Raw genomic sequence first — 23,660 nt, 5'->3', positions numbered from 1 at the left:
CTATGCAGTTTCAGCAGGTACAACAAGCCTTTATCGCCCACATTAAAGATCCGCAACATCAACCGGCACCTCAGGGTATTGAAACGCGGCGTTTGGCGATTTATCGCGAGCTGTTTTTTAATAATATACAGGGGTTTGTCAGCACAGCGTTTCCGGTTTTAAAGTCACTGTATAGCGATATCGGCTGGCAACGATTGGTGAGACAGTTTTTTATCAATTATCAGTGCCGTAGCCCGTATTTTTTGCATATTGCAGAACACTTTTTGCATTATCTGCAACAGGATTATCGGCCTCAGGAGGACGATCCGGTTTTTTTGCTGGAGTTGGCGCACTATGAATGGGCTGAGCTGTATCTGGCAACTAAACAGTTAACACAAACTGAAACGGTGCTAAGCCGTGATCAGGTTACACGGCAACCATTGCAGTTATCGCAGCTTTGTATGTTGCTGGCGTATCCGTACCTGGTGCATCAAATAAGTATCGATTATCAACCTGCTACACCAAGCAATGTACAGTGCTATTTGCTGTATCGTAACAGTGCAGAAGAGGTGAAATTTGTGCTGATTAATCAACTGACTGCCGCATTACTGCACAGTTTGCAACAAGCGCCTGGCAGCACGCTGTCGCAGTTGGTGGCGCACTTGCTGCCGGCGTTGCCACAATTTAATGCCACTGTGCTAGAGCAGGGCGCACAAGTTATACTGCAAGACTTTGCCGCAAAAGGTGTGCTGGTGTCTTTTCAAGCAGAGCAAAATTCATTACCATAAGCGCCCGCTAATTTCAGATGACAAAGAGTAGTACAATGGCAGACGAGAAGTTTAAAGAGTCGTTTAACCTGTGGCAGTTTTTTGCACTGGTTGCTGTATTCGTATCTTTATTGTGCCTGGCGCCTATTGTGCGCTGGTTTCAGATTTTGGCATAGTATTGACACAGGTTTGCAGGCCGCCTGAGGGCGGCTTTTTTGTCCCGTAACGGGCCGCAGATAAAAGGTTTAACATAATGGATAAACAGGCATTAGCTACTGAATTAAAACAGGTTATTAAAGCCGTAGCGGATTACCCAAAACCGGGTATAGTGTTTCGGGATGTTACCAGTCTGATGCAGGACGGTGCGGCCTTTAAAAAGGTGATTGACGCTTTTGCTACAGCTTACGCCGATAAAGGCATTGATAAAGTGGTGGGTACTGAGTCGCGCGGTTTTATATTTGGTGCGCCGCTTGCGTATGCGCTTGGCCTGCCATTTGTGCCGGTGCGCAAACCAGGCAAACTGCCACGCGAGCGTATTGCCCAGAGCTATCAGCTAGAATATGGCGAAGACACCCTGGAAATTCATCGCGATGCGATAACACCGGGCGACAAAGTGTTGCTGATAGATGATTTACTGGCCACTGGCGGCACTATCGACGCTACGGTTAAGTTAGTGCGCCAGCTAGGTGGCGTGGTAGAAGATGCAGCCTTTGTCATTGCTTTACCCGATCTTGGTGGTGTAGCCAGATTGCAGCAAGCCGGATTAAATCTATTGAGTCTGGTTGAGTATAACGGCGATTAAGTTTAGTCTGTCACAGACTTAAACAACCAAGATAATAGCAGCCGATATGAGTTATCAGGTATTAGCCCGCAAATGGCGCCCGCAGCACTTTTCCCAGTTAGTGGGGCAAGAGCATGTAAAAAGCGCTCTTGGCAATGCGCTGAGTAATAACCGGCTGCATCATGCCTACTTGTTTACCGGCACCCGTGGTGTCGGTAAAACTACCATAGCGCGTATTTTCGCGAAAAGTTTAAATTGTGAGCAAGGTATTACCGCTACGCCTTGCGGGCAGTGCTCTGCCTGTACTGAAATTGATGCTGGTAATTTTGTTGATTTGCTGGAAATAGATGCTGCTTCGCGTACTAAAGTAGAAGATACCCGCGATTTACTGGACAACGTGCAGTATGCGCCTAGCCGTGGCCGCTTTAAGGTGTACCTGATAGATGAAGTGCACATGCTGTCCCGGCACAGTTTTAACGCTTTGCTTAAAACGCTGGAAGAGCCACCACCGCATGTTAAGTTTTTACTGGCCACTACAGATCCGCAAAAGTTACCGGTAACGGTGCTATCCCGTTGTTTGCAGTTTAATTTGTTGGCGTTAAGCCCACTGCAAATTGAGCAGCATCTGGCGTATGTGTTAACACAAGAGCAAATTCCGTTTGTGCCAGGCGCACTAACACTGTTGGCCAAAGCTGCCAAAGGTAGTTTGCGTGACTCACTCAGCCTTACTGATCAAGCTATCGCGCAAAGCAATGCCAATATCAGTGAAGATACCGTACGTGCGATGCTGGGGTTGCTTGAGCAAAGTTGGGCCCAGTTATTGCTGCAGGCTGTCTTGGCGCAAGACGCCGCCGTGCTGCAAAACGCCCTGGCAGATTTAGTGCAGCAACAAAGTAACTTTAGTCAGGTGTTGGATGACATGTTGTCATTGTTACATCTGACGGCGCTTAGCCAGTTTAGCCAAACTGCCGCCAGCTTTAGTGAGCTACAGCCGTTTGTGTTGCAATTGGCAGAAACCTTAGCGCCAGCCCAGGTACAGCTGTATTATCAACTGCTAATTAGCGGCAAAAAAGAGCTGCCCTACGCGCCAGACCCGTTAACTGGCTTGCAAATGGCATTGCTGCGGGCCATGGCGTTTGCACCTGAGACCCAGCAGCCTGCCGCTGCGCAGCCGCGCGCCAATGTCGCTGCGGCAAAAATGCCGGCGCCTGTTGTGGTAAATGCGCCCGTGCAACACGTTGAATCGTCACGTCAACCAGCGGTTACAGTGCCGTCTGAACAACCTGCATCAGATATTGCTGCTAATACGGTTACGGGTATAACGGTCACAGACAGTGCCGCGACAGATAGTACTTCAGCATTGCCGTTGTCTGAATTACAGCAACCGGCCGCGCCTGCTGCCGATGCGGCTGCGTTGCCAACGCAGATGGCAACTGAGCAAGTGGAACCCACAACAGGTATCGATCCGGTTACTGCACGTATTATGGCCAGGCGTGGTGTACAGGTTAGCAGTGCCGCAACGCCAAAAAAGACTGAGCGCCAACAGGCGCCGGCAGAAGTTAGTAGCCGCGCGGCTGAAGTTGCTCAACCCACGTTAGTACACCGCCATGCGGCACAGGCTGTCGCCGTTGTGGCAACCTTGTCTGAGGCTGCGCAGCCGTCGCCAGTAGCTGAAGTTGATGTTAGCCGTTCTTATTCGATTGAAGAGGACGGCGATATTATCCAGCCACAGTATGACATAGCAGCTACTGAGGCGTTGTGGCAGCAGTACAGTGAAGAGGTGCCGGAGCAGGTGTTTGCAGCGCAAAGCCCTGCAGCTGAATTAACCCCCTTTGATGGCAGCATTACTGAAGAAAATTTTTCTGTGCGCTTTGCGGCGCAAGTTGACGCCTGGGCCGCCAGAGTCGAAACACTGGATACCGGTGGCTTAAGCCGATTATTTTTGCTCAATGCCGCTATGCAGCTTGACGGCAATAAACTGATTTTGACCGTCGCGCAAAGTCAGCAACATCTGGATAGCGGAAACTTTCGTACTAAGTTGCAGCAGATCCTGGAGCAGAGCTTTAACCAGCCGTTGCAAATTGATATCAGCTATCAGGCAGAAGTTGCGCAAAGCCCGTTGTCAATCCAACAACATATAGTGCAGCAGCGTTTTGACTATGTGCGTAATTTACTGCAACAGGATGAAAATGTGCTGCAATTGCAGCAATTGTTTAATGCGCAATTGTTAAGCGACACTATCAAGGTTAACTGAGCGCCGCTTGTATTTTGGCGTTGAAGTTATTATCTTGTCGCCACTAACCCGCTTGTACCAAGGTATGGGCACCACAGCTTAATTTCAGACAGAGAGTACTATTATGTTTAAAGGCGGTATGGGCAATATCATGAAGCAGGCGCAAGCTATGCAGGACAAAATGCAGAAGATGCAGGCCGAAATTGCCACTATGGAAGTCACAGGCGAAGCCGGTGCCGGCCTGGTAAAAGTCACCATGCTGGGTAACCACAATGTGCGTCGTGTCAGTATTGATGACAGCCTGATGCAGGATGATAAAGACATGCTGGAAGATTTAATCGCTGCGGCCATTAATGATGCTGTGCGCCGTGTTGATGAAACCAGCAAAGAAAAAATGGCCGCGGTTACTGGTGGCCTTCAATTGCCACCTGGTATGAAAATGCCATTCTGATGAACCGACATACGCCACTGTTGCAGCAGTTGATTGACGCGCTGCGCATTTTGCCCGGAGTGGGGCCAAAATCAGCGCAGCGTATGGCATTTGCATTGTTAGAGCGCAACCGTGACGCCGGCTTAAAACTTGGCGCGGCGTTAACGGCTGCTATGACGCATGTCGGTCACTGCCAACAGTGTCGTACCTTTTGTGAAACCGATTTATGCCGTATTTGCAGCGATCCTAAGCGCGCAGCCGCTGGGTTGCTGTGTGTTGTAGGCTCGGCGGCAGACCAACTTGCCATAGAACAAACCGGCCAGTTCAATGGCCTCTACTTTGTGTTGCAAGGTTACTTGTCACCATTAGATGGCATAGGCCCGCATGATTTGGGCTTAGATAAACTGCAGCAGCAGCTGCAAGGCGGATTAGTAAAAGAGTTAATTTTAGCTACTAATCCGACCGTTGAAGGTGATGCTACCGCTTTTTATATCGCCGAGCTGTGCCATAAATTTCAGGTAAGTGTGTCGCGCATTGCTCAGGGCATACCGGTTGGCGGTGAGCTGGAATTTGTTGATGGCACCACCTTGTCGCATGCTTTTAGTGGCCGTAAGGCATTTTAAGCGCAATAGCCCTGCTTGAAATCCGGTTAATACTCCCCATATTAGTGGACAGTGTCTGGCTGTAATTGCAGCCAATATGTTTAATTGTCTAACTTTGATGTTCGAGGATAACCACAATGAGTGATACCACAGCCACTTCCGCTGGACAAAAGCAAACCCATGGCTTTCAGGCAGAAGTCAAGCAGCTGCTGCAGCTGATGATCCATTCACTGTACTCTAATAAAGAAATTTTCCTGCGTGAGCTGGTATCAAATGCCTCAGATGCCGCCGATAAACTGCGCTTTCTGGCGTTGTCTGACGGCAGCCTGTATGGCGACGATGGCGACTTACGTGTACGTATCAGCCTGGATGAAACCGCCCGCACCCTTACCATCAGTGATAATGGTATTGGTATGACGCAGGATGAAGTCATTAGTCATCTGGGTACCATTGCTAAATCGGGTACTAAAGAGTTTTTTTCGCAGTTATCCGGCGATCAAAGCAAAGATTCTAAATTAATCGGTCAGTTCGGTGTGGGCTTCTACTCGGCTTTTATTGTGGCTGACAAGGTTACAGTACGCACCCGTAAAGCCGGCGCGGCTGCCACTGATGCGATAGAGTGGGAGTCAGCAGGTGAGGGCGACTACAGCATTACACCCATTAGCAAAGACACCCGTGGCACTGAGATTATTCTGCACTTACGTGAAGGCGAAGACGAGTTTTTAAGCCGCTGGAAGGTTGAAAGCATTGTTACCAAGTATTCTGATCACATCAGCATACCGGTAGAGCTATGGCAGGAAGAACAACCAGAACGCGACGGTGCTGAGGGCGAAAAAATTGCTGCAGTGCCCGGGCACTGGCAAGCGGTAAACAAAGCCACTGCGCTGTGGACCCGCGACAAGTCAGACATTAAAGATGACGAGTACCAGGAGTTTTACAAGCATATCTCGCACGACTGGAGTGAGCCGTCAAGCTGGAGCCACAACAAGGTTGAAGGCAATAACAACTACACCAGTTTGTTGTATGTGCCTAAAAAAGCGCCATTTGATATGTGGAACCGCGAAGCGCGCCATGGCTTGAAGTTGTATGTTCAGCGTGTATTTATTATGGATGACGCTGAGCAGTTTATGCCCAGTTACCTGCGCTTTATTAAAGGTGTGCTGGACTCAAGCGACTTACCGCTGAACGTCTCACGTGAAATTTTGCAAGATACTAAGGTTACCCAGGCACTGCGTAAAGGCTGCACCAGCCGGGCGATAAAAATGCTCGAGAAGCTAAGCAAAGACGCTGAGCAGTATCAGGCATTCTGGAATGAGTTTGGCCAGGTACTCAAAGAGGGGCCGGCTGAGGACATGGCCAACAAAGAGCAGATTGCTGCCTTGCTGCGTTTTGCCTCAAGCCATAATGATGATGCGACACAAAACGTAGCACTGGCCGATTATATTGGCCGGATGAAAGAAGGCCAGGACGAGATTTACTATATCGTTGCTGACAGTTACGTTGCCGCTAAGCATAGCCCGCATTTGGAAGTGTTGCGTAAGAAAGGCCTGGAAGTGTTGTTGTTATCTGACCGTATCGATGAATGGTTAGTACAACATTTAACAGAGTTTGACGGCAAGAAGCTGCGCTCAGTGGCTAAAGGCGGCTTAGACTTATCCAAACTGGATGATGAAGAGACGAAAAAAGCCCAGCAAGAAACTGAAAAAGCCTTTGCTGATGTGCTGGCACGCTTTAAAACAGCCTTAGGCGAGCAGGTAAAAGACGTTAAAGTTAGCCATCGTTTAACACAAAGCCCGGCTTGTGTGGTAACGGATGAGTTTGATATGAGCACACAGATGATCAAACTGATGGAATCGGTTGGGCAAAAGGTGCCGGAAGTCAAACCGATTTTTGAGCTAAACCCGGAACATCAGTTAGTAAAACGTGTGGTTGACGAGCAGGATGAAGACCGCTTTAAACAGTGGGCTGAAGTACTGCTGGATCAGGCATTACTGGCCGAGCGCGGCAATTTAAAAGATCCTGCTAGTTTTGTATCACGTTTGAATTCGCTGTTGTTATCACTGGCGAAATAAACTCCTACCAAACCTGCCCAGCGCTAGTGCCGGGCAGGTTAGTTTAGTGGTTATTTACTACAACTTTAGTCGAATCTTCCTGCTGTTTTTAACTCTGTTAACCTGTTGTTTTTCAGGTTTAACCCTTATAACTTAAGCCAATGCTGTCTTTATTTAGTTATCTGACTATAGGCCAGTGAAATAGCCCGACCAGTCGCCTTAGGCAGACAAATTTCTTGTCTCAGACGGTACATTATGTAAAGATCCAGCCTTTAGTATTAATGGATCAATCCCAAAACATGAGGGTGTTGCTATGCGCATAATTTTGTTGGGTGCCCCAGGTGCCGGAAAAGGCACTCAGGCTCAGTTTTTAATGAGTAAATATGGCATTCCACAAATTTCTACCGGCGATATGCTGCGGGCAGCCATTAAAGCCGGTACTGAGCTGGGTTTGGCGGCAAAGCAGGTAATGGATGCCGGCCAACTGGTGTCAGATGATATTATTATCGGGCTGGTTAAAGAGCGCATTGCCGAGCCAGATTGCAGCAAAGGTTTCTTGCTGGACGGTTTTCCGCGCACTATTCCGCAAGCTGATGCCATGAAAGAAAAAGGCATAGTAATTGATCATGTGATTGAGTTTGACGTGGCGGATGAAGTCATCGTTGAGCGTATGAGCGGTCGGCGGGTACATCCGGCATCGGGCCGTGTTTATCATATTCGCTATAATCCGCCAAAAACTGAAGGTAAAGATGATGTTAGCGGCGAAGAGTTGGTGATCCGTCCTGATGACGTAGCAGAAACCGTACGCAAACGTTTGGCTATTTACCATGAACAAACTGAGCCGTTAGTAGGCTACTACCGCGCAGAAGCTAAAGCGGGTAATACGCGTTACCATCATATTGACGGTACTAAAGCTGTTGATGCCGTTACCAGCGAATTAGTCACCTTACTAAGCTAAGCTTGATGTTATCAATGAAAAGCCCTGACTAATCAGGGCTTTTTTGTATCAATATTAAGGGTTTACTTAGTTTGTCTGGCCGTCGCTAAGCTCTGATTTGTAAGCTTAGCCAGCATTGGCAATACGTTTTAGCGCGTCGAGAGCCGCGTCGTAATCTGGTTCTTGTGCTAATTCTGGTACCAGTTGTTGGTAGGCCAGTTGGCCTTTGGCATCGATAATGAGTACCGCACGGGCCAAAATTCCCATATCTTTTATCAGCAGGCCATAGTTGCTACCAAAATCACGCCAAACAGCATCTGACAGTACGGTGAGTTGATCCACCTGCTCTTGCTGGCAATAACGTTTTTGTGCAAAAGGTAAGTCGGTGCTGATAGTTAATAAAGCGACATTCTGCGGCAGAGCGGCAACTTCCTGATTAAAGCGCTTGGTTTGTAAAGAGCACACGCCCGTATCAATGCTGGGTACTACACTTATTAGTATCGCCTTGCCTTTAAAGTCGTGCAGCTTTACTGTTTTAAAATTGCTATCAACCACCTTGAAATCAGGAGCAGGTTTACCGGTTTCAGCTTTATTCCCAAGTAGCACAATCTGCTGTTCACCGGCTTTTACTTTACTCAGCCGCTCCGGCAAGTTACGTTGTAGGTCAATACCATAGGCGCTAAAGTTACCGATTAAAATCGCAGTAAAGAATATTGAGCCAGTGTAAAAACGAGATAATGCTGACATGATGCAGCTCCTGTTAGTATTTTATCGAAAGTAGTCAGCTGGCGTGCAACACAATTTTTGTTTGTTTATGCCCGAATGAGTAATTTCAGTCTAGACTGAAAAGAAGCCAAAGCGAAGTGAGAACCTGATGACCACAGCCGTATTAATATGTGACGATTCCAACTTGGCACGCAAGCAATTGGCCAGAATATTACCACAAGAATGGCAACATCAGCTGTTTTTTGCCGGTCATGGTGGTGAGGCGCTGGAAATACTGCAAAAGCAAACTGTCGAGTGGCTATTTCTGGACCTGAACATGCCTATTATGGATGGTTACCAGGTGTTAGCTGAAATACAAAGCCGTAAGCTACAGCTAAATATTGTAGTGGTTTCCGGTGACGTGCAGCCTGAAGCCATCGAGCGTGTTAAGCAGTTGGGGGCGTTAGATTTTATTCGTAAACCGGTAGACGCGCACAAACTGCAGCAACTGATGCAACATCATGCCATCGCTATTAGCAGCTCGCCACGCACAGACAGCCCGGTAAAACAGCTGCCGGTTGCCGAATTAGGCTCAGACATGCGCGACGTACTGCAGGAGCTGACAAACGTGGCAATGGGGCAGGCCGGAGACTTGCTGGCGCGATTGCTGAACGTATTTGTTAAGTTGCCTATCCCTAATGTTAATTTAATAGAAGTTAGTGAGCTACACATGGCACTGGCTTCAGTCGAGCATGAAAGTAGCACTTCGGCGGTATGCCAGGGGTTTATCGGCGGCGGTGTATCCGGCGAGGCATTGTTGATACTGACTGACTCAAGTTTTAAAGATATTGCCCGACTGATGAATTATCAGGCGGAGCTAAATGTGAAAACAGAGCTGGAGTTACTAATGGATGTCGCTAACATCCTGATTGGTGCTGTGCTAAAAGGCCTGGCAGAGCAAATAGATATGAGTTTCAGCCAAGGACACCCGGTGGTATTGGGCCAACATGCCCCTGTCAGCGAGTTGATCAAAGCTAATGCCCGGCGTTGGCGCAAAACACTGGCGATTGAATTAAGTTACGGAATTGAAAACTACGATATACGGTGTGATTTGATGCTGCTATTTACTGAAGACAGCCTGAAAACCCTGAATTACAAAGTGGCGTTTTTGCTGGAGGAATGACGATGTCGCAAGCGCAGGTGGATGTTGCTGAAGTACACTGGTTGATGGAAATGTTGCAGACAGTGGACGTAGGTTTGGTGGTACTCAATTGTGATTATCGTATTCAGGTATGGAATGGCTTTATGGAAAACCATAGTGGTTTAACACCACGCCAGGTAAGAGATCGCTATCTATTTGATCTCTTTTCGGAGATTGATGAGGACTGGCTGCGCCGAAAATGTGACCCGGTAATCTTGCTTAAAAACCGCGCTTTTACTATTTGGGAGCAAAGGCCTTATATTTTCAAGTTTAAAAACTACCGCCCGATTACCGGCAGTGCCGAGTATATGTATCAAAATAGTACCATTATTCCGCTTAGCGATGCCCGTGGTCAGGTAACCCATCTGTGTATCATTATTTATGATGTAACGGATATTGCCGTAAGTCGCACAGAGCTTGAATCGATGAACGGTCGTTTACGTCAGCTAAGTAAAACTGATTTTCTAACCCAGTTACTCAATCGCGGCCATTGGGAGGAAAGCCTGATCCAGGAGTTTCGTCGCTTAAAACGTTATAACCACAAAAGTACTTTGCTAATGTGCGACATTGACCACTTTAAACGGGTTAATGATACCTACGGCCACGCCGCCGGTGACGTGGTTATTCAGGCAATAGCTGATGCGGTACGCAAAAACTTACGTAGCACCGATATTGCTGGTCGCTACGGTGGTGAAGAGTATGCCGTTTTGTTAGTTGATACCGATATAGAACAAGCTAAGGTGTTGGCTGAGCGATTGCGCCGGTCGGTTGAAGTGTTGCAGTTAGATTATAATGGCCAGCTAATCAAGGTCACACTTAGCATCGGCCTGGCTGCTTATGAGGATTATATGACCGAGCATCGGCAGTGGATAGAAGCCGCAGATAAAGGCTTGTATCAGTCTAAAGCGGCAGGACGCAACCAGATTACCTGTTATTCTGGCGGCACTTAGCTGCCGCTGTCGGGACATTTTCCTATTAACTCAGCGCTACCGTCGTCCTGTTGTTGCTCCAAATAGACCGTAAAGCCCCACAGCCGATGTAAATGTTTGAGTACATGCTGGTAGCTTGCTGCCAGCGGCACACGATTTTGCGCCACGTAGCGTAAAGTTAGTGAACGGTCGCCATTAAGGTCTACGTTAAACACCTGAATATTAGGTTCAATTTGGCTGAGATTGTATTGCTGCGACAACATCTGTCGGATCTTCTGATAGCCTTCGGCGTTATGAATAGCTGCCACTTCCAACGTGCTGGACTCATCATCATCCACAATGGCAAATAAATGAAAATCGCGAATAACTTTGGGTGACAAGTACTGGCTGATAAAGCTTTCATCTTTAAAATTTTGCATGGCAAAATGCAGCGTGTCTAACCAGTTGCTGCCGGCAAGTTCAGGAAACCACTCTTTATCCTCAGCAGTGGGTTGCTCGCATATGCGGCGGATATCGGTAAACATGGCAAAGCCCAATGCATAAGGGTTAATACCAGAATAATATTTGCTGTTGTACTCCGGTTGCGCGACCACGTTAGTATGGCTATGCAACACCTCAAGTATAAACCGGTCACTGACTTTGCCCTCATCATACAGGTGCTGCAAAATGGTGTAGTGCCAAAACGTTGCCCAGCCTTCATTCATTACCTGTGTTTGCTTTTGCGGATAAAAATATTGTGAAATTTTACGCACGATGCGCACAATTTCACGCTGCCAGGGCTTGAGCAGTGGCGCATTTTTTTCGATAAAATAAAGGATATTCTCCTGCGGTTCGGCCGGAAAGCGCTTAATGATGCTTTCAGCTGAAGCCGATTTCATCGGAATAGTGCGCCATAAGTCATTAACCTGAGACTGCAGGTAGCTTTCCCGCTCTTGCTGGCGCCTTTGTTCTTCATCCAATGAAATTTTTTGCGGCCTTTTATAGCGATCGACGCCATAATTCATCAGCGCATGACAGGAGTCGAGCACATCTTCTACCTCTGCTATGCCATATTTCTCTTCACATTGGTTAATATAGTTTTTGGCAAATACCAGATAGTCAATAATTGAGCCGGCATCGGTCCAGGTTCGGAACAAGTAATTGTTTTTAAAAAACGAGTTATGGCCGTAACAAGCGTGTGCCATGACCAGTGCCTGCATAGTAATGGTATTTTCTTCCATCAGGTAGGCGATACACGGGTTGGAATTAATCACTATTTCATAGGCTAAACCCATATTGCCGCGTTTATAATTTTGCTCAGTCTGAATAAATTTTTTGCCGTAAGACCAATGGTGGTAGCCCAATGGCATACCAACGCTGGAGTAAGCATCCATCATTTGCTCAGCGGTGATTACCTCAATTTGGTTTGGGTAAGTATCCAACTTATAGTGTGCAGCCACACGGGAAATTTCCTGATGGTAGGCATCGAGTAAATCAAAGGTCCAATCGGGCCCATCGGATAGGCACTGAGCTGCTTTAGCTTTTGCTTTGGCCATAAAAAAACCTCACTACAGATCGGGTAGGCGGCTAAGCTGCCTGTTTTTTGAATAGCTCGCGGAACACAGGATAAATATCACTGACATCTTTAATATGCTGAATGGCAAAGTTGTCAAATGCAGGGAGCAACTTTTCATACTCCTGCCACAAGCTCTGATGCGCCCTTGGCGTTATTTCGATATAAGCGTAGTAGCGCACTAAAGGAAGTAACTTGTTTGCCATCAGCTCTGCACATGGCGAGCTGTCATCTGTCCAGTTATCACCATCTGACGCCTGAGCTGCGTAGATATTCCATTGTGCCGGGTCGTAACGCTCTAGTGCGATGTCATACATCATTTTTAACGCACTGGACACGATAGTGCCGCCGGTTTCCTGTGAGTAAAAAAACTCCTGCTCATCCACTTCTTTAGCTTGGGTATGATGGCGGATATACACCACCTCAACGTTTTTGTAGCTGCGGCTTAAAAACAAGTACAGCAGAATATAAAAGCGTTTGGCCATATCTTTGGTGGCCTGATCCATCGAGCCAGATACATCCATCAAACAAAACATCACGGCTTTGCTGGTGGGCTCGGGCCGTTTTTGAAAATTACGAAAACGCAAATCAAAGCTGTCAATAAAGGGAACGGCAGCGATACGTTGTTTTAGCTCTGCAATTTCTGCATATAGCAACCGCAGTTGCTGTTGATCTGGCACTGGTTCATGTTCCAGTGCTGCCAGCTGTTGTTCCAGCTCATGTAGTTCAGCTTTTTTCCCTGCCGTCATAGCCACGCGTCGTGCTAAAGACCCTCGCAATGAACGCACTATATCAATATTGCTGGGTACACCTTCAGAGCGATAACCGGCCCGGACATTTTTGTACTGCACCAGTTTATCCAGCTGATTTTTCTTCAGATTAGGTAGCTCTAAGTCTTCAAATAGTAAATCGAGGTATTCATCTTTCGAAATAGAGAACACAAATTCGTCACTACCTTCGCCCTGGTCGCTGGCATCACCCTGGCCTGAACCCCCGCCTGCACCGCCTTGTGGCCGTTTAATGCGATCACCCGGACTGAACTGATCATTGCCTGGGTGTACTATCTGGCGTTTGCCACCTTTTCCCTGATGAAAAAATGGTTCGGTAATATCTTTGTTGGGAATAGTAATACTCTCGCCACTGCTGATATCCGTAACGCTACGCTTATTAATGGCATCAGACACTGCCTTTTTTATCTGTTGTTTATAACGGCGAATAAAGCGCTGGCGGTTCACCGCGCTTTTGTTTTTGCCGTTTAACCGTCTGTCGATAAAATGCGCCATACTACCTCCGCCTATGCCCGCTTATTGCGATTTGCGTACGCGCAGATACCATTCTGACAATAAACGCACCTGCTTGCGGGTGTAACCTTTTTCCATCATCCGGTTGACAAAGTCGTCGTGTTTTTTCTGATCATCGGTTGAGGTTTTGGCATTAAATGAAATAACCGGTAACAGCTCTTCTGTGCTGGAGAACATTTTCTTCTCAATTACTGTGCGTAGTTTTTCGTAGCTGGTCCAGGTTGGGTTTTTACCATTATTTTTAGCTTTGGCTCTTAGCACAAAATTGACAATTTCATTGCGAAAATCTTTTGGGTTACTGATGCCGGCCGGTTTTTCAATTTTCTCCAGCTCGGCATTTAGCGCTGCGCGGTCAAATAATTGCCCGGTTTCCGGGTCGCGGTACTCCTGGTCCTGGATCCAAAAATCGGCATAGATGACGTAGCGGTCGAAAATATTCTGGCCGTATTCAGAGTAAGATTCCAAATAAGCGGTTTGTATCTCTTTACCAATAAACTCAATATATTTGGGGATCAGGTAACCTTTTAAATGCTCCAGGTAACGCTCGGACACATCAGCCGGAAATTGCTCCCGCTCGATTTGCTGCTCCAGTACATAGAATAAGTGCACCGGATTGGCGGCCACTTCGGTGCTGTCAAAATTAAAAACACGGGACAGAATTTTAAAGGCAAAGCGGGTAGATAAGCCGGTCATACCTTCGTCGACACCAGCGTAGTCACGGTACTCCTGATAGGATTTTGCCTTAGGATCGGTATCTTTTAAGCTTTCGCCGTCATACACGCGCATTTTTGAGTAGATACTGGAGTTATCTGGGTTTTTAAGCCTGGACAACACGGCAAATTGGGCCAGCGATATTAAAGTGCCTGGTGCACAGGGCGAGTGGTTTAGTTCGCTGTGCTCCAACAGTTTTTGGTAAATGCGCATTTCTTCACTAACACGCAAACAATAAGGCACTTTGACAATATATACCCTGTCAAGGAAGGCTTCGTTGTTTTTATTATTGCGAAAGGTTTGCCACTCGGATTCATTGCTATGAGCCAGTATTATGCCGTCAAACGGCAGCGCAGCTAAACCTTCTGTGCCATTATAATTGCCTTCCTGGGTCGCGGTTAACAGCGGATGTAGCACCTTGATAGGAGCTTTAAACATCTCGACAAATTCCATCAGACCCTGATTTGCGCGGCATAAAGCGCCAGAATAGCTGTAAGCATCCGGGTCGTTTTGGGCAAAATGCTCCAATTTTCGGATATCTACTTTACCGACTAATGAGGCGATATCCTGATTATTTTCGTCACCGGGTTCAGTTTTGGCAATGGCTAGTTGATCTAAAATCGAGGGGTATTTTTTTACCACCTTAAATTGGCTTATATCGCCATTGTACTCGTGCAGACGCTTACTTGCCCAGGGCGACATAATATTGCGCAGATAGCGTTTGGGAATGCCATATTCCTGCTGCAATATATTGCCGTCTTCGTTAACATCGAACAGACACAATGGATGATCAAACACCGGCGAACCTTTTAAATAATATACCGGTACTTGCTGCATCAGGTGTTTAAGCTTCTCTGCCAGCGACGATTTACCGCCACCTACCGGACCCAGCAGATACAGAATTTGTTTCCGTTCTTCCAGCCCTTGTGCAGAGTGTTTAAGGTAGGACACAATTTGTTCAATTGCGTCTTCCATGCCATAAAACTCCGAAAAGGCCGGATAACGGGCAATCACCCGGTTAGAGAACAGCCGCGACAATTTAGGATCCTGAGCAGTATCGGTCAGTTGTGGTTCGCCAATTGCCATTAGCAAACGCTCAGACGCACTGGCATAGCAACTTTTATCGTCTTTACACAGCGCCAAAAATTCCTGAATAGTATATTCTTCTTCTTTCGCCGCCTCGTAGCGTGATTTGTAGTGCTCAAAAATACTCATATGCACCTCCAGCTTTAAAACATCGGAAAAGGGTAGCAGCCAAGCTGTTGCTTTAAGGTTAGACAGTAAAGCGCGTTCCCGCCTGACTAATTGACCGAAATATCTACAATTTTTTTCAGTTTATACGTGTAGTGGCATAAAAAGTTTAACGGCTTAAAGTTATTGCAATGTAAAGTTTGGCGGACAAAAAACCCGGCAATGCCGGGCTTTTCGATAAAGCAGAAATTACTTGGCGAAGTTTTCGCTGGCAAACTGCCAGTTAACCAATGCCCAGAACGCATCCAGGTAGGTTGGACGTGCATTGCGGTAATCGATGTAATAAGCATGTTCCCACAAGTCTACCGTCATTACCGGCGTCAGGCTGGTGTCGGTTAACGGTGTTGCTGCATTGCTGGTATTAACAATGTCCAGACTGCCATCGGCTGTTTTTACTAACCAGGTCCAGCTTGAACCAAAGTTATTCACGGCTTTGTCGTTAAACGCTGTTTTAAACGCGGCGAAAGAGCCCCATTTTGCATTGATGGCATCGGCCAGAGTACCTGATGGCTCGCCACCGCCGTTAGGTGATAAACAATGCCAGTAGAAAGTATGGTTCCATACCTGAGCGGCATTGTTAAAAATACCACCTTCAGAAGTACGCACAATTTCTTCCAGTGATTGACCGGCGAAAGGTGTACCTTCAATTAAGCCATTTAACTTAACAACGTAGGTATTGTGGTGTTTACCGTAATGGTATTCCAGTGTTTCTGCTGAAATGTGCGGTGCTAAAGCATCTTTAGCATAAGGTAATGCTGGTAATTCAAAGGCCATTGTCATTCTCCGTTGGCGTTGTTTATGTTGTCTGCATGGCGTAGACTACAAAACCTGACTAAAATACTCAAGTTTTACAGTGTTGTTGTCAGCTGGTCTGCCCGGGTTGCTGCTTGCCAGAGCTGATATTGTAATACAGCCAGAGGTGGGGGCTTTTTTGTCAAATCTCAAGTGCCTGTTGTCGCAGAACAGCGTAAAATGATGCTCAGTCTGAACATGCTTACGTCGTGAGGTATTAATGGAAACGTTAGATAAAATTAAACAGCAAATTACTGATAACCCTATTTTATTATTTATGAAAGGTTCGCCAAAGTTTCCAAGCTGCGGCTTTTCAGCTCAGGCATCGCAGGCGCTTATCGCTTGTGGCGAGCAATTTGCCTATGTCGACATTTTGCAAAACCCGGATATTCGTGCCGAGTTGCCCAAATATGCTAACTGGCCTACCTTTCCGCAGTTATGGGTAGACGGTGAGCTAATTGGCGGTTGTGACATCGTGCTGGAAATGTTTCAGCGTGGCGAACTGCAGCCATTGATTAAAGATACCGCTGCAAAATATAAAACTGATACTGCTGCTGAATAACGGGCGCTATGAGTAGACTAAGGCCGCTGCTGCGGCCTTAGTGCTTTTTAGTTGGTTGTTTTTATTGTTGTTACATCAGCTGGATGCTGCAGCGTCTTCCTGTTCATCAACAAAATCCTGTGCCAGCGGCCAACCACCGAGCTGCTTCCAGCTGTTGACAATATAGCAAAATAACTCTGCGGTACGCTCAGTGTCGTACAAAGCACTGTGCGCCTCTTTACCGTCAAACTCAATACCAGCAGCCTGGCAAGCTTTAGCCAGCACCGTTTGTCCAACCGCCAGCGCTGCTAATGACGTTGTGTCAAATGAAACAAAGGCATGAAAGGGGGAGCGTTTATAGTTCAACCGGTCTACCGCAGCGTTAAAAAATCCCTGATCAAAGGCGGCGTTATGCGCCACTATTACACTGCGCTGGCAGCCAGCATCTTTTTGCGCTTTGCGCACGGCTTTGCAAATTTCACCGATGGCTTCGCGCTCTGGAACCGCGCCGCGCAGTGGGTTAAATGGGTCAATACCGTTAAATGCCAGTGAGCTGGCATCCAAATTAGCCCCTTCGAACGGCTCAACATGAAAATGCAGCGTTCTGTGTGGCACCAAATTGCCATTATCGTCCATATCCAGCAAGGTTGCGGCTATTTCCAGTAACGCATCGGTTTTGGCATTAAAGCCTGCCGTTTCCACGTCGATAACTACAGGATAGTAACCACGAAAACGTTGGGCTAGCAGGGATTTTGGTTGTGTCATAACATCGCCATCTGAAAAATCAGCCGCTATTATGCCAAAGAATTTGGTCAGCGTCTTGTTGCTAACCTGTTGGCAGCGGCACGATGCTTGCTAGAGTCAACCTGTTAAGCGTTCTTAACCGAAACCATACTGCCTTAGGAAGCGAAAAAATGCGAGTTTGTACTGTTTTGTTAAGCCTGCTGGGGTGTTGCAGTGTGCTGGCACAGCCACAACTACGTCAATATTCTGCCACTATAGAGCAGTCTGCCTGGCAGCTGTCGGTGGCATCGCCGTTGCAATGCTCGCTGGAGCATCAGATCCCACATTTTGGCCGGGCTATATTTCGCAGCGTGGCCAGTAAAGCATTGAATATGGATTTTGAGCTGAAAATGCAGCGTCTACCGGACAACTACGCGCTGGCTGAAGTACTGTCGATGCCCCCGGCCTGGCGGCCTGGCGTGCCAGCCAAAGCCGTGGCGACGATGCAACTGCTTAAACAGTTTAACGGCGAGTTACCCAAGAAAACGGCCTGGACATTATTAAGTGAGCTGGAGCATGGCTTTAGCCCGGCCTTTTATTTCAGCGACTGGTATAGCCCGTACGACAAGGTTGTGGCTCAGCTTAATCCGGTGCAGTTTGTCTCAAGCTATAATGAGTTTAATCAGTGCATTGCCGGTTTATTGCCTTATAGTTTTGAGGATATCGCTTTTACGGTATTAAGCTATGAAAGCGGCGGGGACAAACTTACCCGAGAGTCTGAACGGCGTTTAGCGCAAATTGCAGAGTATCTGAAACATGATCAGGATATCGATTTTGTAGAAATTCAAGGGTACACCGATAGCTACGGCGGCCGCTGGTTGAATGAACAATTATCGGTAAAACGGGCAGACAAAGTTAAACAGTTTTTTATTACGGCAGGTTTAGCTGAAGACAGAGTGCAGGTAGAAGGGTTTGGCGAGCGGCGGCATGTTGCGCCAAATGATACCGCTTTAGAGCGGCGCAAAAACCGTCGTGTGGTGTTACAAATGGCCAAACCCTGATAACAATGGCATTTAGTTTTGTAGCATGATATCAACCTGTCGCCAGGCATTCTGGCTGGAAATCAAGATACGTACCTGCTTGCCATTTACGCTGAAATACAAATGTTGACGGCTGTGCAGGCTATGTTCACTAAGCGGCTCACCTAAATGCTGCAGATAAAAATCGCGTAGTTGTTGCTCTGTCTGCTGGCTGAAATAGCTAAGCACCGCTGGCATTTTATTGTCCAGACGGGCAAACTCGCGTGCATCTGCCGCCAGCGGGATTTGAAAAAAGTCGTTTGCAACACTGTTAAAACTTATGCCACTGATGCTTAATACCAGGCACAGTAAAATCAGTAACCGCATGATGTTTCCTTACTTAATATGAGCTTGGTTTTACCTTACCAAATTTTTTCTGTCTGTGCTTATTATTCTGTTATTGCGCTGTGTTCTGTCACTGCAGCTGCCTTAGAGGCGAAGCGCTGTCCTGCAAGGCGCTTTAGCAAAGAATTGCTTAGCGGCACTGGTTCGGCGCTTAGCGCTGCTATTAGTAATTCACTAAGTAGTGGCGCTAAGGTAATACCCCGGGCGCCCAGGGCCCCCAACACATAAAGCCGCGGCGCTATTTCGCCAACTACCGGCAGATGGTCCGGCAAGGTGGCGCGAAATGCTGCTGCAGCGCTTGGTGTGCTGGCATCACTGAACCACTCTGGTGTATCAAGTTGCTGATTGACTAAGGCCATGTTTTCCATGTCATCAGCCGCACTGAGCCCAGCCTCTGTCGCACCGCGGTCAAAGGTGGCACCGACGCAATGCAATCCCTGCCACTGTGGCGTAATGTAGCCTTTATGGCATAGCACGGTTTTCAGCGCTGTCATACCTTTGCTGCTTACATGGCTAACCTGGCCACGAATTTTATTTACGGGCAAAAAATGACTTGGGGTAAAGTTTGCCAGCGCACTGCCACAGGCCAGCACCAACTGACTGGCATATTCAACGCCTTGTGAGGTCTGCAACTGCCAGCCAGTATTCTTTGGAATAACGGCATTAACATGGCAATTAAGTTTTAAATCAAAAGTGTCATGTTGTTGCAGATAATGTAGCGCTTGCTGGCAAAATTGCTGCGGACTAAGCCAGCCCGCCAGCGGAAAATAAATGCCGTCATGGCGCAACGATACGCCTGCAAGCTCAGATGCTGTGTCGGCATTAACAGCTTTTACCAATTGCTCTGGCCACAGCGCTCTGCTGATAAGTTTGTGCTGACGTTGTTGTAACTGAGCATTAGTAGCCAGATGCAGCATGCCACACCAATCCATAGCAAAGTCTAACCCTTGTTGTTGCCAGTATTGGTAGAAATGCCGGGCATATAAAAATGCCGGCACGTAAATTTGGCTGTCGGCGGTGACAGTAGCATGTAAATTTGGGTAAACCGCACCCTGGCGGTTTTGTGATGCCTGGGCTGCGATTTCGCTGTCTTCGCACAGCAAGCTGACTTTTACGCCGCGCTGTGTTAGCGCAAGAGCGGTGCACATAGACACGATGCCACCGCCAATCAGCGTAACATGCTCTGGTTGTTTTGCTGTACAGGCTAATTCTGCAGCAAAGCGGGCGGTCAGCATTTCGCGTTTACGGCCATAGCCTTTAACTTTTTTAACGTTAAACCCCGCGCATTGCAGGCCACGTTTAACCATCCCTGCGGCGGTAAAGGTGGCTAACGTCGTGCCGGCATAACTTAATTTTGCCAGGCCGCTGAACAGGCCGTCTTGCCACATATCCGGGTTTTTTGCCGGGGCAAAGCCATCAAGATACACCGCATCGACTGTGCTACTCAGTTCAGGCAGCAGGTTATTTACATCACCAAACCATAAATCCAGCACTACGCTGCCATCATCAAAGTTTAAGCGATGACAGCCGGCGATATTTGGTGGATATTTTGCAAGCAGCAATTGGCATAGCTGCTGCAGCTCAGTGTGCACTGACAATGCCTGGGTTAAATCGGCTAAGGTTAACGGAAACTTTTCAAAACTACTGAAGTAAAGGCGCTTACATGACGCGGCAGGATAAAGCTGGCGAAATTGTCTAAAACGTTGCCAGCTGAGTAAGAAGTTGGCGCCGGTGCCAAAGCCGGTTTCAATAATATGAAAGGCGGGCCGGCTATGTGTTTGCCAGCGGTCAGGTAAACCGTTTTGCTGTAAAAATACGTAGTCTGTTTCGGCTATGCCGCCGTCGTTAGAAAAGTACACATCATCAAAGTCAGATGCGACAGGAGTTCCCTGTTCATTAAAATGTATTTTTGCATGGCTAAGCTGTGACATAAACGGTGGGCCTACCTTAATATTCGGCTTGTAGTTTACCCTAAGCTGCAGCAGAATTAAAAACAGAGTACAAGTGTGCGCTCAAAGCTGACCACTTAATTAACTAAAGTCCGTACAATAGCGCGCATTACAGTTGAATGTTGCCAGTAACATGCTGGCACTTGGGGAGAAAATATGAAAAGAGCGGTAATTACAGGTATCGGAATTGTATCCAGCATAGGTAATAATAAAGACGAGGTGCTGGCGTCATTGCAAGCAGGGCGCTCTGGTATTACCCGTTCAGAAGAGTTTGCCGAACTTGGTCTTCGCTCTCAGGTTTGGGGCAATATTAAGCTTAATCCGGCGGAGCTGATTGATCGCAAAGCCATGCGCTTTATGGCTGATGCCGCGGCCTATGCTTACCTGGCAATGCAAGAAGCGATGCAAGATGCGGGTTTTAGCGAAGAGCAAATTTCTCACCCGCGCATCGGCCTGGTAGCGGGCTCTGGCGGCGCGTCATCTAAAGTGCAGGTTGAAGCAGCAGATACGCTGCGCGAAAAGGGCGTAAAGCGGGTTGGCCCTTATGCGGTACCAAAAACCATGTCCAGTACCTGCTCAGCTTGTCTGGCAACGCCGTTTAAAATAAAGGGTGTGAATTATTCCATCAGCTCAGCCTGTGCTACCAGCGCCCACTGTATAGGTCACGCTGTTGAACTTATTCAATTAGGTAAACAGGATGTGGTGTTTGCCGGTGGCGGTGAAGAAGTGCACTGGACGCTGGCGATGGAGTTTGATGCTATGGGTGCGCTGTCGACTAAGTATAATGACACGCCAGAGCAGGCGTCACGGACTTACGATGCTAATCGCGATGGCTTCGTTATTAGTGGTGGGGGCGGTATGGTAGTGGTTGAAGAGCTGGAGCATGCGTTAGCCCGCGGTGCCACTATTTATGCTGAAGTTGTTGGTTATGGTGCGACATCAGACGGTTTTGACATGGTAGCGCCAAGCGGCGAAGGCGCCGTACGTTGCATGCAAATGGCAATGCAAAACGTACAGGGCGAGATTGATTATGTAAACACCCACGGTACCAGTACACCGGTAGGTGATGTTAAAGAGCTGGGGGCTATTCAGCAGGTATTTGCCGGTAAAGCGCCGGCAATAAGCGCAACTAAAGCCATGACTGGCCATGCTCTCGGTGCGGCCGGTGTGCACGAAGCCATATACTCACTGCTGATGATGCAACATAACTTTATTGCGCCTTCGATAAATATCGGCGAACTGGACGAAGCCGCAAAAGGCTTGAATATCATCACCAAAACCACAGAAGCTCAGCTTAATACTGTGATGTCGAATAGTTTCGGCTTTGGTGGCACTAACGCTACGTTAGTAATGCAGAAGTACCGTGCGTAATCTGCAATAGCCGTAACAAAGAACGGGCGCAATGTGCGCCCGTTTTTTTATTATGTTATGCTTCAGTGTCGTCCAGCTCCCAGTCATCCAGTAACTGGCGCAAACGTTTTTGCTCCATTAATTCGTCAATGCGACGGCGGGCTTCCAGTTTTTGTTTGGCTTTGCTGTCTTTGGGCGACAGCGCCTTTACCAGCTCGCTGTCATCGGTTAATTCTTCCAACTCAAACTCGTTGCTTTCTAGCTGTGACATAAGCGCACCTCAGTTTTTTTTGCCTATTTACCGAGATTCGCTGGTTAAAAACAGCGAATTATTTTTATCGTGACACAAAAAATATTTTACCTGGTTGTTTCTGCTGCATGCAGCAGGTTACGAAACCCGGGTTTTCGTGCAGACAACTGTTGTTTTTTTTCTATTACATCTTCAATAAAATCAATAACCTTACTTTGCAATCTGACGCTATTTAATCTGTTAATCCGCGCTATACCGCCGGGGCTCATTACATTAACTTCAATTAGCTTGCCGTTAATGACATCAATGCCGGCAAAGTACAAACCGTCACGCACCAGTTTCGGGCCAATATGGGCGCAGAGGCGCTTTTCCTGCTCGGTCAGCAGGTGCTTAACCACGGTGCCGCCGGCGTGTACATTTGAGCGCATATCGTCTGCAGGCGGTATGCGCCGCATGGCGCCAATGGCTTTGCCATTGAGCATTAAAATACGGATATCACCCAGCTCTGCACCTTCAACGTATTCCTGCAAAATAACGTAATTACCTTGCTCTGAATCGCCGATATAAAAATCCAGCAACGAGCGAGCGCTTTGTGCTGCAGATTTTTCCAGCAAAATCACACCTTTACCGCCATAGCCATTCAATGGCTTTAAAATCATTTTGTTATTGGCCGATTCGGCGAGTACCCGTGCCAGATAGTCTTTATTTTTCGACACGTGCGTAATGGGGATAAACTCGTTGTCAGGGTCATGCAAAGACGCCGTATACATTTTGTTATTGGCAATACGTACACCGTCTAAGTCATTCATAATAAACGTGTCTTCACGCACTGAATCAAGAAAGTTAAGCGCTATTGGATCCAGCGGCGGGTTTAGCCTGATAAAAATAGCGTCAAAAGCCGCCAGTGGCAGTTTTTGCTGGTTAAACTCGGCATGACGATAAAAGCTGGCGATATTGCTGGACACTTTCTGGCCTTTAACAAACACTTTGCAAAATGCCTGAGCAATGCTGTCACGCATGGTTAAATTATTGGCATGGGTAATGGCGACACTGTGGCCGCGGCTTACCGCTTCATGGATCATTCGTATGGTGCTGTCGCCGTCGGGTTGGACTTTTTCCCAGGGATACATTAAAAAACAAATGCGCATAACAGTCTCTGTTAAAGTGGCTCTGGCTAAGCATACGAGAGTCGCCAAAAAAA

Annotated in this window: 22 protein-coding genes; 12 read left to right on the top strand and 10 right to left on the bottom strand. The window is 47.4% G+C overall.

The window, feature by feature from the left end; all coding sequences use genetic code 11:
* Window positions 1–2: 2 nt before the first annotated feature.
* The 7 genes from ACYVIC_RS18935 to adk all read left to right on the top strand — a co-directional run bounded on the left by ACYVIC_RS18935 (window position 3) and on the right by adk (window position 7,801).
* Window positions 3–767, top strand: coding sequence for an HvfC family RiPP maturation protein (locus tag ACYVIC_RS18935; RefSeq protein ID WP_460862448.1), 765 nt, complete (start codon window positions 3–5; stop codon window positions 765–767).
* A 232-nt stretch (window positions 768–999) separates the two neighbouring features.
* Window positions 1,000–1,548 carry an adenine phosphoribosyltransferase gene (gene apt / locus ACYVIC_RS18930; RefSeq protein WP_460862447.1) on the top strand — a complete coding sequence of 183 codons (549 nt, stop codon included), beginning with the start codon at window positions 1,000–1,002 and terminating at the stop codon, window positions 1,546–1,548.
* Between the two features lie 46 nt (window positions 1,549–1,594).
* Window positions 1,595–3,781 (top strand): DNA polymerase III subunit gamma/tau, encoded by a 2,187-nt coding sequence (gene dnaX, locus ACYVIC_RS18925; RefSeq protein ID WP_460862446.1) that lies wholly within the window; start codon window positions 1,595–1,597, stop codon window positions 3,779–3,781.
* Between the two features lie 103 nt (window positions 3,782–3,884).
* On the top strand, window positions 3,885–4,211 hold the full coding sequence (locus tag ACYVIC_RS18920) for a YbaB/EbfC family nucleoid-associated protein (RefSeq protein WP_335736495.1): 327 nt from the start codon (window positions 3,885–3,887) through the stop codon (window positions 4,209–4,211).
* Window positions 4,211–4,813, top strand: a complete 603-nt coding sequence (gene recR, locus ACYVIC_RS18915) for a recombination mediator RecR (protein ID WP_460862444.1) — start codon at window positions 4,211–4,213, stop codon at window positions 4,811–4,813. Before ACYVIC_RS18920 ends, recR begins: the two co-directional genes overlap by 1 nt.
* Before the next feature lie 116 nt (window positions 4,814–4,929).
* Complete coding sequence (gene htpG / locus ACYVIC_RS18910) at window positions 4,930–6,864, top strand: molecular chaperone HtpG (RefSeq protein ID WP_460862442.1); 1,935 nt, start codon at window positions 4,930–4,932, stop codon at window positions 6,862–6,864.
* 292 nt (window positions 6,865–7,156) lie between these two features.
* The gene (gene adk, locus ACYVIC_RS18905) at window positions 7,157–7,801 is read left to right on the top strand and encodes an adenylate kinase (protein ID WP_460862440.1); all 645 of its coding nucleotides are present in this window, start codon (window positions 7,157–7,159) and stop codon (window positions 7,799–7,801) included.
* Window positions 7,802–7,906: 105 nt separating this feature from the next.
* Here adk and tpx read toward each other — a convergent pair whose 3' ends face one another.
* Window positions 7,907–8,527: a thiol peroxidase gene (gene tpx / locus ACYVIC_RS18900; protein ID WP_460862438.1), complete on the bottom strand. Its 621-nt coding sequence runs from the start codon at window positions 8,525–8,527 to the stop codon at window positions 7,907–7,909.
* 127 nt (window positions 8,528–8,654) lie between these two features.
* Between tpx and ACYVIC_RS18895 the strand changes: the two genes are divergently transcribed.
* Window positions 8,655–9,668 (top strand): response regulator, encoded by a 1,014-nt coding sequence (locus tag ACYVIC_RS18895; RefSeq protein ID WP_460862437.1) that lies wholly within the window; start codon window positions 8,655–8,657, stop codon window positions 9,666–9,668.
* Window positions 9,669–9,670: 2 nt separating this feature from the next.
* Window positions 9,671–10,636: a sensor domain-containing diguanylate cyclase gene (locus ACYVIC_RS18890; RefSeq protein WP_460862435.1), complete on the top strand. Its 966-nt coding sequence runs from the start codon at window positions 9,671–9,673 to the stop codon at window positions 10,634–10,636.
* On the opposite strand, the gene ACYVIC_RS18885 is transcribed toward ACYVIC_RS18890, so the two are convergent.
* The 4 genes from ACYVIC_RS18885 to sodB form a co-directional block, all read right to left on the bottom strand.
* On the bottom strand, window positions 10,633–12,150 hold the full coding sequence (locus ACYVIC_RS18885; protein ID WP_460862433.1) for a SpoVR family protein: 1,518 nt from the start codon (window positions 12,148–12,150) through the stop codon (window positions 10,633–10,635). The genes ACYVIC_RS18890 and ACYVIC_RS18885 overlap by 4 nt on opposite strands.
* A 31-nt stretch (window positions 12,151–12,181) precedes the next feature.
* The gene (locus ACYVIC_RS18880; RefSeq protein WP_460862432.1) at window positions 12,182–13,450 is read right to left on the bottom strand and encodes a YeaH/YhbH family protein; all 1,269 of its coding nucleotides are present in this window, start codon (window positions 13,448–13,450) and stop codon (window positions 12,182–12,184) included.
* A gap of 21 nt (window positions 13,451–13,471) precedes the next feature.
* Window positions 13,472–15,394, bottom strand: coding sequence for a PrkA family serine protein kinase (locus tag ACYVIC_RS18875; protein WP_460862431.1), 1,923 nt, complete (start codon window positions 15,392–15,394; stop codon window positions 13,472–13,474).
* Between the two features lie 225 nt (window positions 15,395–15,619).
* Entirely contained in the window at window positions 15,620–16,204 is a 585-nt protein-coding gene (gene sodB, locus ACYVIC_RS18870) for a superoxide dismutase [Fe] (RefSeq protein ID WP_460862429.1), read from the bottom strand.
* Window positions 16,205–16,442: 238 nt separating this feature from the next.
* Between sodB and ACYVIC_RS18865 the strand changes: the two genes are divergently transcribed.
* The gene (locus ACYVIC_RS18865) at window positions 16,443–16,784 is read left to right on the top strand and encodes a Grx4 family monothiol glutaredoxin (protein ID WP_460862428.1); all 342 of its coding nucleotides are present in this window, start codon (window positions 16,443–16,445) and stop codon (window positions 16,782–16,784) included.
* Window positions 16,785–16,859: 75 nt separating this feature from the next.
* On the opposite strand, the gene rnt is transcribed toward ACYVIC_RS18865, so the two are convergent.
* Window positions 16,860–17,528 (bottom strand): ribonuclease T, encoded by a 669-nt coding sequence (rnt, locus tag ACYVIC_RS18860; RefSeq protein ID WP_460862426.1) that lies wholly within the window; start codon window positions 17,526–17,528, stop codon window positions 16,860–16,862.
* Window positions 17,529–17,677: 149 nt separating this feature from the next.
* On the opposite strand from rnt, the gene ACYVIC_RS18855 reads away from it, so the two are divergent.
* Window positions 17,678–18,547 (top strand): flagellar protein MotY, encoded by an 870-nt coding sequence (locus ACYVIC_RS18855; protein WP_460862425.1) that lies wholly within the window; start codon window positions 17,678–17,680, stop codon window positions 18,545–18,547.
* A gap of 12 nt (window positions 18,548–18,559) precedes the next feature.
* On the opposite strand, the gene ACYVIC_RS18850 is transcribed toward ACYVIC_RS18855, so the two are convergent.
* Window positions 18,560–18,892 (bottom strand): hypothetical protein, encoded by a 333-nt coding sequence (locus ACYVIC_RS18850; protein WP_460862424.1) that lies wholly within the window; start codon window positions 18,890–18,892, stop codon window positions 18,560–18,562.
* 62 nt (window positions 18,893–18,954) lie between these two features.
* A complete protein-coding gene (mnmC, locus tag ACYVIC_RS18845) occupies window positions 18,955–20,841 on the bottom strand; it encodes a bifunctional tRNA (5-methylaminomethyl-2-thiouridine)(34)-methyltransferase MnmC2/FAD-dependent 5-carboxymethylaminomethyl-2-thiouridine(34) oxidoreductase MnmC1 (RefSeq protein ID WP_460862423.1) in 1,887 nt (628 codons plus the stop codon).
* Between the two features lie 174 nt (window positions 20,842–21,015).
* Here mnmC and fabB point away from each other — a divergent pair, with 174 nt between their 5' ends.
* The gene (fabB, locus tag ACYVIC_RS18840) at window positions 21,016–22,230 is read left to right on the top strand and encodes a beta-ketoacyl-ACP synthase I (RefSeq protein ID WP_460862421.1); all 1,215 of its coding nucleotides are present in this window, start codon (window positions 21,016–21,018) and stop codon (window positions 22,228–22,230) included.
* A 55-nt stretch (window positions 22,231–22,285) separates the two neighbouring features.
* Here the strand turns inward: fabB and ACYVIC_RS18835 are convergent, their stop codons facing one another.
* Both ACYVIC_RS18835 and ACYVIC_RS18830 read right to left on the bottom strand, forming a co-directional pair.
* Window positions 22,286–22,480: a PA3496 family putative envelope integrity protein gene (locus tag ACYVIC_RS18835; protein ID WP_460862420.1), complete on the bottom strand. Its 195-nt coding sequence runs from the start codon at window positions 22,478–22,480 to the stop codon at window positions 22,286–22,288.
* An 86-nt stretch (window positions 22,481–22,566) separates the two neighbouring features.
* Entirely contained in the window at window positions 22,567–23,607 is a 1,041-nt protein-coding gene (locus ACYVIC_RS18830; protein ID WP_460862418.1) for a glutathione synthetase, read from the bottom strand.
* Window positions 23,608–23,660 lie beyond the last annotated feature (53 nt).

The organism is Rheinheimera gaetbuli, from assembly GCF_054781935.1.
The sequence above is the reverse complement of the archived record's forward strand: the minus strand, read 5'-3'. Positions and strand labels throughout refer to the sequence as shown.